13 protein-coding genes are annotated in these 12,547 nt (G+C 61.3%); 9 read left to right on the forward strand and 4 right to left on the reverse strand.

What is annotated here, in order from left to right; all coding sequences use genetic code 11:
* Positions 1-225 precede the first annotated feature (225 nt).
* Positions 226-1,239, reverse strand: coding sequence for a class 1 fructose-bisphosphatase (locus tag FRAAU_RS00110; protein ID WP_014401541.1), 1,014 nt, complete (start codon positions 1,237-1,239; stop codon positions 226-228).
* Between the two features lie 804 nt (positions 1,240-2,043).
* Between FRAAU_RS00110 and FRAAU_RS00115 the strand changes: the two genes are divergently transcribed.
* Positions 2,044-3,828, forward strand: a complete 1,785-nt coding sequence (locus FRAAU_RS00115; RefSeq protein ID WP_014401542.1) for a DUF885 domain-containing protein — start codon at positions 2,044-2,046, stop codon at positions 3,826-3,828.
* Positions 3,829-3,889: 61 nt separating this feature from the next.
* Here FRAAU_RS00115 and FRAAU_RS00120 read toward each other — a convergent pair whose 3' ends face one another.
* Complete coding sequence (locus tag FRAAU_RS00120) at positions 3,890-4,549, reverse strand: OmpW/AlkL family protein (RefSeq protein WP_014401543.1); 660 nt, start codon at positions 4,547-4,549, stop codon at positions 3,890-3,892.
* Between the two features lie 248 nt (positions 4,550-4,797).
* On the opposite strand from FRAAU_RS00120, the gene FRAAU_RS00125 reads away from it, so the two are divergent.
* The 8 genes from FRAAU_RS00125 (at position 4,798) to FRAAU_RS00160 (ending at position 10,501) form a co-directional block, all read left to right on the forward strand.
* The gene (locus FRAAU_RS00125) at positions 4,798-5,583 is read left to right on the forward strand and encodes a lysophospholipid acyltransferase family protein (protein ID WP_014401544.1); all 786 of its coding nucleotides are present in this window, start codon (positions 4,798-4,800) and stop codon (positions 5,581-5,583) included.
* Positions 5,580-6,623 (forward strand): YheT family hydrolase, encoded by a 1,044-nt coding sequence (locus tag FRAAU_RS00130; protein ID WP_014401545.1) that lies wholly within the window; start codon positions 5,580-5,582, stop codon positions 6,621-6,623. The genes FRAAU_RS00125 and FRAAU_RS00130 overlap by 4 nt, the downstream gene beginning before the upstream one ends.
* 88 nt (positions 6,624-6,711) lie before the next feature.
* Positions 6,712-7,818, forward strand: coding sequence for a PQQ-dependent sugar dehydrogenase (locus tag FRAAU_RS00135; protein ID WP_014401546.1), 1,107 nt, complete (start codon positions 6,712-6,714; stop codon positions 7,816-7,818).
* Positions 7,819-7,981: 163 nt separating this feature from the next.
* A complete protein-coding gene (locus FRAAU_RS16725; protein WP_014401547.1) occupies positions 7,982-8,137 on the forward strand; it encodes a DUF1328 domain-containing protein in 156 nt (51 codons plus the stop codon).
* Between the two features lie 119 nt (positions 8,138-8,256).
* The gene (locus tag FRAAU_RS00145; RefSeq protein ID WP_014401549.1) at positions 8,257-8,619 is read left to right on the forward strand and encodes an ElaB/YgaM/YqjD family protein; all 363 of its coding nucleotides are present in this window, start codon (positions 8,257-8,259) and stop codon (positions 8,617-8,619) included.
* Positions 8,620-8,646: 27 nt separating this feature from the next.
* Positions 8,647-9,114: a hypothetical protein gene (locus tag FRAAU_RS00150; protein WP_014401550.1), complete on the forward strand. Its 468-nt coding sequence runs from the start codon at positions 8,647-8,649 to the stop codon at positions 9,112-9,114.
* Positions 9,111-9,398 carry a hypothetical protein gene (locus tag FRAAU_RS00155; RefSeq protein WP_014401551.1) on the forward strand — a complete coding sequence of 96 codons (288 nt, stop codon included), beginning with the start codon at positions 9,111-9,113 and terminating at the stop codon, positions 9,396-9,398. The genes FRAAU_RS00150 and FRAAU_RS00155 overlap by 4 nt, the downstream gene beginning before the upstream one ends.
* Before the next feature lie 92 nt (positions 9,399-9,490).
* Positions 9,491-10,501, forward strand: coding sequence for an AI-2E family transporter (locus FRAAU_RS00160; RefSeq protein ID WP_245546415.1), 1,011 nt, complete (start codon positions 9,491-9,493; stop codon positions 10,499-10,501).
* 61 nt (positions 10,502-10,562) lie between these two features.
* On the opposite strand, the gene FRAAU_RS00165 is transcribed toward FRAAU_RS00160, so the two are convergent.
* Positions 10,563-11,360, reverse strand: a complete 798-nt coding sequence (locus tag FRAAU_RS00165; protein WP_041270657.1) for an undecaprenyl-diphosphate phosphatase — start codon at positions 11,358-11,360, stop codon at positions 10,563-10,565.
* A 41-nt stretch (positions 11,361-11,401) separates the two neighbouring features.
* Positions 11,402-12,526: an anhydro-N-acetylmuramic acid kinase gene (locus FRAAU_RS00170; RefSeq protein WP_014401554.1), complete on the reverse strand. Its 1,125-nt coding sequence runs from the start codon at positions 12,524-12,526 to the stop codon at positions 11,402-11,404.
* Positions 12,527-12,547 lie beyond the last annotated feature (21 nt).

A 12,547-nucleotide genomic window follows, 5' to 3' on the forward strand; every position in this document is an offset into this window, starting at 1 on the left:
GGGGCGGCGGATCTGCAGGGTGTTGGTGGAAAGCTGCACCCTGCAGCCGTCATGGCCAGCCTGAAGATCGATACCAACGATGCCCGGGCCGTGAACTGTGGACACGTCGTATCCAGCCCAATCAGCCCGGTATCCTGGCTTTCCCGGGCGGACAAGGGCGAGAATGCCTCCCCGGAAGGGGCATGGCCGCAGAGGGTGGCCATGCCCCGCCGATCCAGCCCCGTTTCAGCTGGAGGTCTGATCCTGCTGGTGATAACGGGTGACCAGCTCGATTTCTTCACGCGACCCCAGAAAGACCGGGATGCGCTGATGCAGGCCGGTGGGCTGCAGTTCCATGATTCGCTGATGGCCGTCGGTGGCAGCACCGCCGGCCTGCTCTACCAGAAAGGCCATCGGATTGGCTTCGTACAGCAGGCGCAGCTTGCCGCCCTGCGCCTGATTCTTTGTGTCCAGGGGATAATAGAACACCCCGCCACGGGTCAGAATGCGATGGACATCGGCGACCATCGCGGCGACCCAGCGCATATTGAAGTCCTTGCCACGAGGACCTTCGCTGCCCTCCAGCAATTCATGGATGTAGCGCTTCATCGGCGGTTGCCAATGGCGCTGGTTCGACATGTTGATGGCGAATTCAGCGGTTTCTTCCGGAATCCGTATATCGCGACGGGTCAGGATGAAGCTGCCGATTTCGCGATCCAGGGTGAACTCGTGGGTGCCATGCCCGAAGGTCAGTACCAGCAAGGTGCGCGGTCCGTACAATACATAGCCGGCAGCCAGCTGCTCCACGCCAGGCTGCAGAAAATGTTCGGCATCGACCTGGGAGATACCATCAGGGCAGCGCAGCACCGAAAAGATGGTACCGACCGATACATTGATGTCGATATTGGATGAACCATCCAGCGGATCGAACAGCAGCAGATGATGCCCCTTCGGATAGGCATCGGGGATCGGCTGTGGATCTTCCATTTCCTCGGAGGCACACGCCGCCAGATGGCCACCCCAGGCATTGGCTTCCAGAAGAATCTCATTGGAGATGACATCCAGTTTCTTCTGGTGCTCGCCCTGCACATTGTCGGTGCCGGCTCCGCCGAGCACATCGCCCAGGGCTCCTTTGCCGGTAGCCACGGCGATGCGCTTGCAAGCGCGTGCCACCACTTCGATCAACAGGCTCAGTTCCGCATTCAGTTGTCCTTTGCGGCGAGCTTCGATCAGAAATTGAATCAGCGATATGGATTTCATGAACCGCCCTGACTAGGTAAGTCGCATCATTGTGGTCTGTTCAGCGCCACGGCGCCAGCGGGAGGGGCCAGGCCGTTCGGTCACGGATACTCCGCGCCGGTGCATGCCCGGCGCTTGAGGGGAGGAGCATCGATACCTGAGCGAGCCTTGAGCTGACCGAAGTATTCCTGTGGAAAAGCTGGGTGTGGCATGTGGACAACTGCGGAGCTTTTGGCTCTCCGGGCCCTCTTCAACGGGCGCTGGAGCCGTTCCGGGCTTGGTATCTGGAAGTGGGCGAGCAGCTTGTGTATAAAACGGGAGAGTTATCCACAGGTCGAGGTCTGGTAGAGGTTCATGATGCCGGTCTTCCTGCTGCGGACTGAGTTGTCAGGCGGAGGTGGAGAGGTCTTTTGCGCAAGAAGGCTGGCCGGAAAGGTGTTGGCCGCTGCGCCGGATCAATCGAAAAACATGATGTTTTTCTTGATTGTTATAGATGTATAGACATCTTTTTAATTCAATAAAAAGATGGAGTCATGACTTTTCCGCTCTGCTCTGGCCGGATATGGTTTGAGTTGTCTGTCTGATCTTTTTCAACCTGGTGACGATTTAAATAAATAGACATATAAGCATTTGAGAGTCTATTTATTGAGATCATATGGAATTTATTTTGATCGATTGAAATGCCGTGTTGTCGATGAAGATCATGGGATTCTGCAGTTGAGCGGATCTCGGGCATGGGGTCGTATGCAGTAACCACCACTTCCGGTGCCTGCGCCGGCCCATGGGTTGGGCTGATCTGGCGGCTTTTTGGGGGAGGATGGAGTCATGGGTGATCGGACAAGGTCGTGGCGGACGGCATTGTTGCTGGGGATGTTGATGCCCTTGGCCAGCGTGGAGGCCGGACCGGCAGCCCGTGCAGGGGTTGAAGATTCGCCGCAGGCACGGTTTCAGGCGTTGTGGCAGAGGGAATGGACCTGGCGCACAGCCGATCAGAAGGGATTGGAGCAGGTGGATGCCGCGCATCAGCAGCTCAGGCTGGACTATTGGCGGCGTGTGCAGCAGCAACTGAAGCGGCTGGATCTGAGTCGCCTTTCGGCCGAGGATCGGATCAACGCCAGCATCTATGCGACCCAGATCGCCAATCGCATCGCTGATCAGCAGTATCGCCAGTGGCAGATGCCCTTCAACAGCGATTCCTCGTTCTGGGCCGATCTTCCGGATCAGCTGATGGCAGGCCCTTTTCGGACCGAGTCCGATTATCAGACCTATCTGGCTCGCCTTGGCCAGATTCCACGTTATTTCGATCAGCAGGTCGACAATATGCGACAAGGTCTGGCGCGCGGCTTCAGTGTGCCGCAAGCCACTCTGGCAGGACGGGATCAGTCGATCAGGGACTTTCTCCAGATCCAGGGCCCGGAGCACAGCCGTTTCTATCAGCCTTTTCTGAGCATGCCCGCAACCTTGCCGCCGACTCAGGCGGCAGCCTTGCAGGTTCGGGCCCGGCAGATGATCGGTGCCCAGGTGCTGCCGGCTTATCGCCGGCTGCTGACTTTCTTCGATCAGGAGTATCTGCCCAAAGCGCGCACAAGCCTGGCGGCAGAGGCGCTGCCGGACGGCAAGGCCTATTACCGGCAGCAGATCCGTGAATACACGACGCTGGATCTGGCACCTGACGAGATTCACCAGATGGGGATGGAGCAGGTGGCCAAGCTGCAGATACAGATGCAGCAGGTGATGCGCGACAGCGGCTTCAAGGGCACGTTCGGCCAGTTTCTGGCGTTTCTTCGCCAGGACCCGCAGTTCTACGCCAAGACCCCGGAGGAGTTGCTGATGCGTACGGCCTGGGTGGCCAAGCAGGTGGATGGTCAGCTGGGCCGCTACTTTGATCGTCTGCCAAGGCAGCGTTTCTCGATCAAGCCGGTGCCGGCGGCGATCGCCCCGTATTACACCTCAGGAAGAGGTGGTCCAGACGTTTATATGGTCAATACCTATGATCTTAAATCGCGTGGCCTGTTCAATATGCCGGCCCTGACGCTGCATGAATCGATGCCCGGTCATGCGCTGCAGCTGGCTTTGGCGGCCGAGCAGACCGGGCAACCGATATTCCGACGCGAGGACTATATTTCCGCTTATGGCGAAGGCTGGGCCTTGTATGCGGAGTTTCTTGGCAACGAAATGGGGATCTACACCACGCCATATCAGCGTTTCGGCTATCTGAGCTATCAGATGTGGCGGGCCTGCCGGCTGGTGGTGGATACCGGTATCCATCATCTGGGATGGAGCCGGCAACAGGCCATTGATTATCTGAGCGAGCATACGGCCTTGTCGCAGCGCGAGATCAGCAACGAGGTGGATCGCTATATCAGCTGGCCGGGTCAGGCATTGAGCTACGAGCTGGGCTATCTGACGATTCGCCAGCTGCGGCAACAGGCGGAACAAGCGCTGGGATCAAGTTTTGATCTTCGCCATTTCCATGACACGGTGCTGTCGACGGGCTCGGTGCCGTTGCCGATATTGCAGCAGAGGATACGGCGCTTCATCGCCGAGGGCGGACCGGAGCCCGCTGCGGCGGGGGATCGTTGCATGGATCAAAAAAAAACCGCCGGCTGAAGCCGGCGGGCAATGTGACCGGACACCGGCTCCTTGCCGGTGCGGTCGACAACAGGGTGGATCAGAAGCGGTAGCCGACGCTCAGGCCGTAGACCAGCGGATTGACCACGACATTGCCAATGCGCTGACCATTCAGCTTCACGCCGGTATCCAGGTTGATCCAGCGCACATCGGCGGTGACCAGCCAGTTCTTGCTGATGTTGAAATCGACGCCGGCATGGGCGGCGAAGCCCCAGCTGTTGTCGACGCGGATGCTGTTGCCGATCAGGCCGCCACGGGTCTTGTCATCGAAGAAGTAGGTGTAGTTGGCACCGACACCGACGAAGGGTGACACCACGCTGTGGACGCGGAAGTGATAGTTGATGCCCAGCACCGGCGGCAGCTGGCGGGTATGGGCCGAACGGGCGCCGTTGAGGCTGACGGTGTGGCTGAAGGGTGCGGCCACCAGAAGCTCGAAGCCCCAGTGCGGCGTCAACAGGTATTCGATGCTGGCGGTCGGGCGCTGGCTGGAGCCGACGTCGGCCTTCATGCCGGCCAGCTGGCCGTTGGAGGGCTTGGAATGCACCTTGGAATAGCCCAGCCGGGCAACCCAGTGATAGCTGTCGATGCTATTGTTATAGTCGGACTGCTTGGAGGGCGTGCTGAAGTCATCGGCGTGGGCCAGGTGGCTGGCACCAAACAGGGCAACCGCCAGTGCGGTGCAGGACAGCAAGGCTTTCATGATCGAATCCTTCGGTTTGCGTTGTATGTGGGGCGTATTTTCGATCCCGGCCTGACGGCAGAATCATTCTGTCATCGGCATGCGACCGTCCGTCACATCATGGCTGCCGGCTGCAGGGCACCGAAAGTGCTGGCGAGGCGCCGTGATGTCGGGTCGTTCCGGCTGAGGTGCCCCGCTGAAACGGTCCGGTCAGATACGCAGGCCGCCCGTTTAAGGCTAGACTTGAACCCGTTATGACGATACAGACCATGCCCGAAACCCGTCGTGATTTCCTACGCCCTTTGCGCTACGCATGGAGGGTTCCCTGCGTATTGCTGCACCTGGTCGTCGGGCTGTTGCTTTGCGTGGTGCTGCTGGCATGGTCGCAACATGCCGTGATGCGGGATGGGCGGGAGCCGTTGGCTCACCGCATGATCCGATGGTGGTCATCCACCTTGCTGCGGATCTTCGGTCTTCGTCCTGTCTGCCTGGGTCGGCCGTTGGCTGATCCGGTCCTGTTCGTGGCCAATCACACTTCATGGCTGGATATCGTGCTGCTGCACTCGCAGCGAGCGGTGTGTTTCGTGGCCAAGGCGGAAATCGCCGGCTGGCCGCTGGTGGGTTGGATGGCCCAGTGTGGCGGCACGATCTTCCATCGTCGAGGAAACAACCATTCGCTGGCCTCGGTGATGCAGACCATGGTCGAGCGGCTGCGCAGCGGCCGTTCGGTAGCGGTTTTCCCGGAAGGTGGGACCGGTTACAACGGCGTGCTCAAAGTCTTTCATGCCCGCATCTTCCAGGCGGCGCTGGATGCCGAGGTCACCGTGCAGCCGGTGGCATTGCGCTTTGTCAGTGATGGGCGTCGTGTCATTGATGCCGGCTTTCGCGAGGGCGAAAGCTTTGTGGGCAATATCCTGCGCCTGTTGGGTGGCCCGGGCATGGATGCCGAGGTTCACTTTCTGGCGGCGGTGCCTTCCACCCCGGATGCTCGCCGTCGCATGGCTGAACTTGCGCGTGAGCGGATCGGTCATGCCCTGGATGACAATGCGGTATGACGGGATTGCCTAGCGGAGCTGAATTCAGGCCTCCGGGCCCTTTGCGCAGCGGCCATATCCAGACCATTCTTTCATCCAGCGGCATTCGCCGCCGCCTGCTGCCGAAAGCGGCCCTGGAAATTCTCGACGGTGCCGAGCATGTGCTGATCGACGGTGGTGATGGCGTGCGTCTGACCGGGGTGTATACGGCTCAGAAGCGGCAGGCTTCCTCACGTGGACTGGCGGTGTTGTTTCATGGCTGGGAGGGCAGTGTCGACTCGACCTATGTGCTGCAGACCGGCAGCCGCCTGCTGCGCGAGGGCTGGGATGTGTTCCGGCTCAATTTCCGCGATCATGGCGACAATTTCCATCTCAACGAAGCGCTGTTTCATTCTTGCCGTATCGATGAGGTGGTGCATGCGATGGGTGATCTGGCCCGCCGCTGGCCATGTCGACCGATGGTACTGGCCGGATTTTCGCTGGGCGGGAACTTCGCTTTGCGAGTAGCCAATCGCGCCAAGGCGGCGGGATTGCCGCTGTCCTACGTGCTGGCGGTCTGCCCGATCATCGATCCAAGCGAGGGCTTGTATTCACTTGAAGAATCGGCCCCCTGGTTCTATCGGGCCTATTTCATCCGCAAGTGGCGCCGTTCGCTGCAGGCCAAGCAGGCCTTGTTTCCCCAGCATACCTATTTCGAGCTGGCCGAACTGAAGCAGGGCTTGCGTGGCCTGACGGCGGCCCTGGTTGCTCGCAACACCGATTTCGAATCGCTGGAGCAGTATCTGGACGGTTATTCGGTCGGTGGCGATATTCTGGCCGACATGGCCGTGCCGGGCACGATTCTGACGGCGGCGGATGATCCTGTGATTCCGGTCAACAGCTTCCGGCAATTGCAGTTGCCCGCCCATGTCGAGCTGGATATTTCCGCGTATGGTGGCCATTGCGGTTTCATCCAGGGCTGGGATATGACCAGCTTCACAGACGATTATATCGCGGCACGTTTCAATGCCGTCGCCTCGGGACGGCTGGCCGCGCGCATTCCGGATCTGGCCAGCCCCTGATCGACCGGCCCTTGATGGGCCAGCCTCCATTTGGCGTGATTCCCGCACTGACGTAAGCTGGACCTCAGTCCAGCGACGAGACGTTGTCATGCTCAAATTCGGCATCATGCTGTGTCTGGCCATGTCGGTACTGATGGCTTCCGCTCGGAGCGAGGCATCGTCAGTGCCGGCATCGCTGCAGCTGCCTCCGGGTTTCCATATCGATATCTATCGTGATGGGCTGCGTGATGTGCGCGAACTGGCGCTGGGCCGGCAAGGCACGGTCTTTGTCGGTTCGATGAATGCCGGGGTCGTCTATGCCTTGATCGATGCGGATCATGACGGTCATGCCGAACAGGTGCAGGTTGTAGCCCGGAATCTGGAACTGCCCAGCGGCATCGCTTTCTCGCAGGGCAATCTGTATGTCGCCACGGTTCATCAGGTGCTGGAATTGCCGGCGATCGAGTCGCACCTGGAGCATCCTCCGGTACCTCGTGTGCTGGCCGATCAGTTGCCGTATCGCGAGGGCGATCACAGCTGGCGCTTTCTGGGCGTCGGTCCGGACCGGCGGCTGTATGTATCGATCGGTGCGCCTTGCAATGCCTGCGAGGTCGGTACCGGTTTCGGCAAGCTGATCCGCATGAATCTCGATGGCAGCGGCCGCGAAGATGTGGCCTGGGGCATCCGCAACAGCGTCGGCTTTACCTGGCAGCCCGGCAGCGGTCGGCTGTGGTTTACCGACAACGGGCGCGACTTGATGGGGGACGATGTTCCTTCCGACGAGTTGAACCGGCTCGATCATGTCGGCCAGCATTTCGGTTTTCCTTATTGTCACCAAGGCGATGTGCCTGATCCCCGGCTGGGTGCAGGGCATCCGTGCAGTGCCTATTCGCCGCCGGTCTGGAAGCTGGGCGCGCATGTCGCGGCACTGGGGCTGCGTTTCCATGTGGGCGGGAATTGGCCGCCGCCCTGGCGGAATGCCTTGTTGATTGCCGAGCATGGTTCGTGGAACCGCACCGAGAAGTCGGGCTATCGGGTCATGGCCATCAGCCTGCGCGAAGGCGAGCCCACTGGTGAGTTCCCGCTGGTCGATGGTTTTCAGCACGACGAGCATGTCTATGGTCGGCCTGCGGATGTGCTGGAACTGCCGGATGGGAGTGTCCTGATCGCCGATGACTTTGCTGGCCGGGTCTATCGGGTGACCTATCAACAGTAGTCGTATCTTTTGATCCGCCGAATGTCGCATGGCGAATATGGAGGCAATCCGTGCAGCTCATCACAGACTGTTCATAAACATGTGAGCTTCATGTGAGGTAATAGCGGTGTCGGTAGCTGCCACCGATCAATCCACTCCAAGCAGCATGACAAGGAGCCTCACCATGCTTCATTACGCGTTGGTATTTCTCGTTGTTGCGATCATTGCCGCCGTATTGGGATTCGGAGGCATCGCCGGCGCCGCTGCCGGCATAGCGAAAATCCTTTTCATCGTATTCCTGATTCTGGCCGTGATTTCCTTTCTGCGCCGGAACTCGTAGGAGGTGCATGGGCGGCTTTCGGTTTGAGGCCGCCCTACGCTATTGGACCCAACCTGTGTATGGTGACAGCATGGCCCCGTGCCTCACCGCCAACACCTTTGATGTAGGAGCAGTGACTGATGAGCAAGGCAATCGAAGCGAATACCAAAGCGGTCAAGGACCAGATTGACGACAAGGCCGATCGCGTGAAGCAGGCGACTTCCGAGGCCGTCGCCCATACCAAGGATGCAGTTGACCATGCGGCCGATCAGGTCGAGAGCGGTGTTCACAAGGCGACCGACAAGGCGGCTGAAAAGGCTTACCGGGCGACGGACAAAGCTGCCGACCTGAGCGAGCAGGGCCGTCAGCTTTATGAAGACGGCGTGGATCGCGCCGAGGACTGGCTTGATCAGGCGCGCGACTATGTCCGCGAAAAGCCGGTGCAGTCAGTGGCTCTGGCGCTGGGTGCGGGCTGGCTGCTGGGCCGTCTGCTGCGTCGCTGATGCCCCTGCATGGCAAACGAGCGCCATATGGCTTCGACTGAGGGGCCGGGACCGGAGCGAGCGCCGCCCGGTCCGGACGCTTCCGAGGCCAAGCCGGCCTGGTGGGAGGATGTGGTTCGACTGGGCCAGGCTTACAAGCACCTGTTTGCCGCCCAGTTGGAATTGCTGACCGCAGAGCTGGGGCTGGTCCGCACGGCGGTCCACTGGCTGCTGGCGATGGCTTTGCTGGCCACCATCAGCGGCGTCGGGCTGGGCCTCACGCTGCTGGGTGTGCTTGGCGTGCTGCTGGCCCAGTGGCTGGGTTCGCCCTTGCGGGCTCTGCTGGTCCTGTCCCTTCTGCAGGCCTTGGCGCTGGGCGGTGCGGTGATGCTGTTTCTGCGCTGCATGCATTGGATGTCGCTGCCGCAGTCACGCGGTGAATGGCAGGCCCTGATCCGTGACACCTTGCGCAAGACCAAACGTCGGATCGACAGCGACGGCGAGGAGGCACCATGAGTTTGTTCAAGCGTCGTGCGGCAGTCGTCGCCGCCCGGCAAAAAGTGCAGCGCTCGCGGCGGGAACTGGCGGTGCCGGCCTCGAAGCTGCTGGCACGGGGTCATGAGCATCCGCTGACGGTGGTGGTGGCCGCGGCCGGTGCCGGCTTTGTGCTGGGCAAGCTGGATGTGCACCCCTTGCGGATTCCGGGATTGGGCGCGGCCCTGAGTGGCAGTGTGGCCGACCTGGTCGCCAAAGGGGCCAATCTGCTGGCCGAGCTTGGATTCGGAGCTACCGAGTCTTGAACTCAGGATCAGGGCGGCCTCCGGCCGCCAGCCAAGCCATGGCGCTGCCTGCCGTCCCGGCCCCAGCGGCCGGATTGGCGGGCGTTCGCCGTTTGCTGCTGGTTCTGCTGATCCTGGCCTTGTTGTACACGGTGGCTCTGATCAAAGGGCTGCTGATTCCGCTGGTGCTGGCGGCGTTTATCGGACTGGCGCTCAATCCGCTGGTCGCCTGGGCTGCCCGGCACCATGTGCCGCGGGCGGCATCGGCCAGCCTGTTGGTCGCCATGCTGGTGCTGGCATCCGTGCTGGCGATCGGCGGTCTGATGGAACCCACCCTGCGCTGGTTCCATACCCTTCCTGCCGCGATTCATTCCATTGCCCCGCATCTGCGGCCGATGACCCGGCAACTGGACGCGGCCAGCCGGGTGACGATGAGTCTGATGTCACCCGCTGGAGGGCGCGAGGCAATCCGCCATCCGGCGGCGGCGGCGATCAGCGCCTGGGACCTGATCTCGGCCGCGCCACGGATCATGGCGACCATTCTCACCGTGCTGATGCTGACCGTGTTCTTTCTCGGTTATGGCGAGCAGTTGCTGCGCCGGTTGATCCAGAACACGCCCGGTTTCGCCCGGCAGCGTGATGTGGTCAGCGTGGTGCGCGGCATCCAGGCTGAAATCTCGCGTTATATGCTGGTCACCAGCATGATCAACTTCCTGCTGGGTCTGCTCACCTGCGGCTGGCTGTGGTTGCTGCATGTACCTGATGCCATGTTGTGGGGCACGGTGGCGATGCTGGCCAACTTCATTCCCTATGTCGGAGCGGTCACCACCACGGTGATGCTGGGCCTGGTCGGCCTGATCAATTTCGATGCCATGCCGATGGCCTTGTTGCCGGCCTTGGGCTTTGCGGTGATGACCGCGCTGGAAGGCAATCTGCTGACGCCCCTGATCGTGGGACGAAAGATGCGGCTGAGCCCGATCGCGATCCTGATCTGGCTTCTGATCTGGGGCTGGTTGTGGGGGATTGCCGGTGCGCTGTTGGCGGTGCCGATGCTGACCTGCCTCAAGTTGATCGCGGCCCGGGTGCCGGGCTGGCGCTGGTTCGCGATCATGGTCAGCCACTGAGCGATCGATGACCTCCGGGTCGCGTCAAAGGCGGCTTGGCCCGGAGTATGCTTCGCAGTGCTCAGCTGCCGCTGGGCAGCCACAGCAGCAAGGCCATGCCGGCGGCGATGCGGTACAGCGCGAACCAGGTGAAGCGATGGTGGCGGATATAACCGAGCAGCCATTTCACGGCAATAAAGGCGACGATGGCCGAGACTACGAAGCCCACCCCCAGATCGGTCCAGTTTTCCGGGCTTGCGGCGGGATGTCTGGCGGCCTTGAGCAATTCGTAGGCGGTGGCGGCATACATGGTGGGGATGCCGACCAGAAACGAGAATTCAGTGGCGGCGGCACGATTGCTGGTGCCGGCCAGCATGGCCATGAAAATGGTCGAACCCGAGCGGGATGTCCCCGGAAAGATGCCGGCGACCATCTGGGCCAGGCCGACAAGGACCGCGACTCGCCAGCTCACGGCCGATCGGTCCTTCAGACGTGAGGCGATGGCTTCAGCCACCAGCATCCAGATACCGACGATGATCAACGCCCAGGCCACCGGCGTCACGGCTTCTTCCAGCTTGAAACCCAGCTTGACCGCGATCAGTCCCAGCACGGCGGTAATCAGGAAGGCCACGGTGATCTTGGCGAGGTAGTCGCGGTTCTGCGGCTGTTTCCACTGGCTCAGCAGCTGCCAGATCCTTTGCCAGTAGATGACGGTCACGGCAAGAATGGCGCCGGCCTGGATGCCGACATTGAACAACTCCGAGCGTGCGCCCAGGCCTAGTTTCTCGGCGATCAGCAGATGGCCGGTGCTGGAGATGGGCAGAAATTCGGTAATGCCTTCAATGATGCCAAGAAGGATGACATGAAACAGATCGGTCACAGGAAAGTCCATGGCAAAGAGAATGAGTTGACGGACCCGACTCAGATGAAGTGGTCGGGGCGCGGATAAATAGCACCGAGCTGACGCAGCCCGCGCGCACCGGTGACCTGAGGAAGATTGCCGGGCCGTCCCAGCAGGCGCTGTCGGGCCAGCCATGCAAAGGCGATGGCTTCGATATAGTCAGGATCGATACCGGCCGCCGCCGTGGTGTCGACGGAGATGCCGGGCAGGCAGGCCGCAATCCGTTGCACCAGAAGCGGGTTGTGAATGCCGCCGCCGCACAGCCAGACCTGTTCGGCCGCGGGAGCATGGGCACGGATCGCATCACCCAGGCTGCGGGCGGTCAGCTCCAGCAGGCTGGCCTGGATATCTTCGGCGGAGCAGCCGGTCAGGGTGTGGCGCTCCAGCCAGGCCAGCTGAAAATATTCACGGCCGGTGCTTTTCGGCGGCGGAGCCGCGAAGTAGGGGTCTTGCAGCATGTCCTGAAGCAGATCCTGACGGACCCGGCCACTGGCCGCAAACAGGCCATCATGGTCGTAGTGACCCGGATGATGGCGATGAAACCAGGCATCGAGCAGACCATTGGCCGGTCCGGTATCGAAGCCCTGGACCCGGCCGTCGGCATGGATGATGGTGATATTGGCGATGCCGCCCAGATTGGCTACCACGGTGGTGCAGCCTGACCGGCCCAGCAGGCGGGCATGCAGGATCGGCAACAGAGGAGCGCCTTGTCCACCGGCGGCTACATCGGCACGGCGGAAATCGGCCACCACGTCGATATCGCAGGTCTCGGCGATCACGGCAGGGTCGCCGATCTGCAGGGTGAAAGGCTGTGGGCCCTGCGGTCGATGGCGCATGGTCTGGCCATGCGAGCCGATCGCCCTGACGGCGCTGGCGGAGATTCCGGCCTGCTTGAGCAGAGCCTGCGTCGCGGCGGCGAAACTCTGGCCGATCGCCACGTCCAGCTGACCGTAGTCATCCAGACCGACCAGTCCGTCGGCCCGCTGGCTCAGCTCCAGAATCCGCTGACGCAGTGGCTCCGGCCAGGGATGGGTCAGGCCGGACAGCAACCGGGGGATTTCGCCATCGAAACGGACCAGGGCGGCATCGATGCCATCGACACTGGTGCCCGAGATCAGGCCGACAAACAAGGTGGCCTCAGCCATCTGTGAAACCTGCCGCACGCG

Origin of the sequence: Frateuria aurantia DSM 6220, assembly GCF_000242255.2 — a bacterium.
GTDB lineage: Bacteria > Pseudomonadota > Gammaproteobacteria > Xanthomonadales > Rhodanobacteraceae > Frateuria > Frateuria aurantia.